This window comes from Mycobacterium sp. E740 (assembly GCF_001672895.1).
Taxonomy (GTDB): Bacteria; Actinomycetota; Actinomycetes; order Mycobacteriales; family Mycobacteriaceae; genus Mycobacterium.
In genome coordinates this window covers 1-2,470 of record NZ_LZKP01000075.1, presented here as the reverse complement: position 1 = coordinate 2,470, position 2,470 = coordinate 1, and the positions used below count along the sequence as shown (strand labels likewise).

Genomic DNA, 2,470 nt, shown 5'->3' with positions numbered 1-2,470 from the left:
AGCAACCAGGAATGCTATTTCGGCGCAGGGGGACCTAGAGCGGGTCGCGGGCCACCGGACACGACATGCACCGCGGGCCACCACGACCGGTCCCGAGTTCGGACGCCTGGATCGGCAGCACCTCGATACCCGCATCTGCAAGCCGCGCATTGGTTTCCACGTTGCGTTCGTAGGCGATCACCACGCCCGGCGCGACGGCGAGCGTGTTGTTGCCGTCGTCCCACTGTTCGCGTTCGGCGGTCACCGGGTCCAGGCCCGTCACGATGACCCGCAACCGCTCGATCCCCATGGCCGCAGCGGCCGCCTCGACGAACGGCACCTCGTCATCGATACGCACACCACCGGTGCCGTCGCGGTGAATCGTGAACGCGGACAGCGTGTCCACGATCGCCGGGTACATCACCACGGCGTCGACGTCGACCATCGTGCACACCGTGTCGAGATGCATCTGCGCGCGCTGCTGGGCGATCGGCACCGCCAGCACCGTATGCGCGAGATCGTCGTCGAACAGGCTGCGCGCCAACGCTTCCGCGCCCGCGGGTGTGGTTCGCTCCCCCACCCCGACCGCGACGACGCCCGGCCCGAGCAGCAACACGTCACCGCCCTCGACGGGCGCAGAGCGCGACTCGTAGGCCCGCCGCACGCCGAGGAACCGCGGATGGTGCGCGTAGATCACGTCGGTGAGCGAGGTCTCGCGCACCCGCGCCGGCAGCGCCAGCGACGTGATCGCCACCCGCGGACCGATCCAGAACGACGAATCGCGGGTGAACAACAGGTTCGGCAGCGGCTCGATGACGAAGTCGCCGCCGTGGTGCATGCGCCGCACGAGCGAGACCTCGGCACCCGAGAGCGGCAGCTCGTTGAACGTCATGCCCGCCATCAGCACCCGCGCCAGCGGTGCCGGATCGAGCGACCGCAGGTATGTCGAAAGTTCTTGCGCCAGAGGCAGACCCAGCCGTCGCGGATCGACAGCCGCCGCGATGCCGTGCATCCTCGCCGCGCCGCTGTGCGACAGCGCCTCGGTCAGCAGGTCGGCCAGCAGCAGCACCTCGACGCCGCGGTCGGCCAGCAGTGCGGCGAACGCGTCGTGCTCCTGCTGCGCGCGGGACACCCAGGGCACACCGTCGAACAGCAGGGCATCGTTGTTACGGGGCGTCAGCCGCTGCAGTTCGGCCCCGGGCCGATGCAGGATGACCGCGGTCAGCCGGCCCACCTCGGAGTCGCAGCGAAACGTCACATCTAGCACCGTAACCCGCTCCGTCATTCACATCGGGTCGAACGCCTGTGCGATAGACTCGCAGGCATGGAGCTGGCTCTGCAGAGCTCACTGTTCGAGCACGCCGAACGCCGCCATCTCGGCAACGGCGCCTGGATCGACTTTCGGTCCGGGTGGCTCGACGACGCCGACTCGCTGTTCGAAGAACTTGCGGCGGTCGTTGCCTGGCGCGCCGAGCGCAGGCCGATGTACGACCGGGTCGTCGACGTTCCGCGACTGGTCAGCTTCGTCAACCTCGTCGAGGGAGAGCCCCCGCATCCGCGGCTCAAACAGCTCCGCCGCCGACTCAACGACGCCTACGCCGGCGAGCTGGGTGAGCCGTTCACCACGGCGGGGATGTGCCTGTACCGCGACGGCAACGACAGCGTCGCCTGGCACGGCGACACGATCGGCCGCAGCAGCACCGAGGACACCATGGTCGCGATCGTGGGGCTCGGCGCGACAAGGACTTTCGCGTTACGGCCGCGCGGCGGCGGAAAGTCGCTGCGCCTGCAGCACAGCCACGGCGACCTGCTCGTGATGGGCGGTTCGTGTCAGCGCACCTGGGAGCACGCCATCCCCAAGACCACCCGGCCCGTCGGCCCGCGGATCAGCATCCAGTTCCGGCCGCACGACGTGCGCTAGGACCTGACCGCTTTCACCGCGGCGACCAGCAGGTCGCGGGCGCGCTGGGTGTCGACCTTCGCGACTGGCTTGCCGGGCAGTACCAACGGGTTCGCGGTGACGATCACCAGAAACGAACCGAAGGTCGCCGCGTAGTTGTACAACTCGCCGGTGCGCGGTTTGCCGTCCGCGGTGGTCTGCAGCACCCGGTGGATTCCCAGCGTCTGCGCACCATCGATGTGCGGCGCGTCGACGACCTCGACGAGACCCCGCACCCCGCCGCCGGCGAACCCGACCTTGCGACAGTTCTCGGCGGGCGCGTCGACCGACGTGTTCTCCGACGTCTCGACGGCGATCGCGATGAAACGATTGCCCTCGCCCTCCGCCGTCGTCGCCGCCATGTTGCCTTTGGCGCCCGCAGGCACCATCTGCTGATCGGCGAAAGAGGCGCAGTCGGGCGGTTCGAACTTCATCCCCGGCGGCAGCGCCTGCCGGCCGAGCAGCCGCGGGTCGATGCCGGTCGGGCCGACGTCGCTGACCGCGAATCCGGGCCCGAAGCTGGACCGCACATCCTTGACCCGGGCGATGTCG

Annotated in this window: 3 protein-coding genes; 1 reads left to right on the top strand and 2 read right to left on the bottom strand. The window is 69.2% G+C overall.

All coding sequences use genetic code 11. The features are described from left to right. Positions 1 to 34: 34 nt before the first annotated feature. Positions 35 to 1,264, bottom strand: a complete 1,230-nt coding sequence (gene arcA, locus A5663_RS06690) for an arginine deiminase (protein WP_197503318.1) — start codon at positions 1,262 to 1,264, stop codon at positions 35 to 37. Positions 1,265 to 1,303: 39 nt separating this feature from the next. Here arcA and A5663_RS06685 point away from each other — a divergent pair, with 39 nt between their 5' ends. Next, a complete protein-coding gene (locus A5663_RS06685) occupies positions 1,304 to 1,900 on the top strand; it encodes an alpha-ketoglutarate-dependent dioxygenase AlkB (protein WP_068145630.1) in 597 nt (198 codons plus the stop codon). Here A5663_RS06685 and A5663_RS23290 read toward each other — a convergent pair. Further along, positions 1,897 to 2,470, bottom strand: a 574-nt coding sequence (locus tag A5663_RS23290; protein WP_068145628.1) for a DUF5642 family protein, incomplete at its 5' end; no start/stop codon positions are given. The genes A5663_RS06685 and A5663_RS23290 overlap by 4 nt on opposite strands.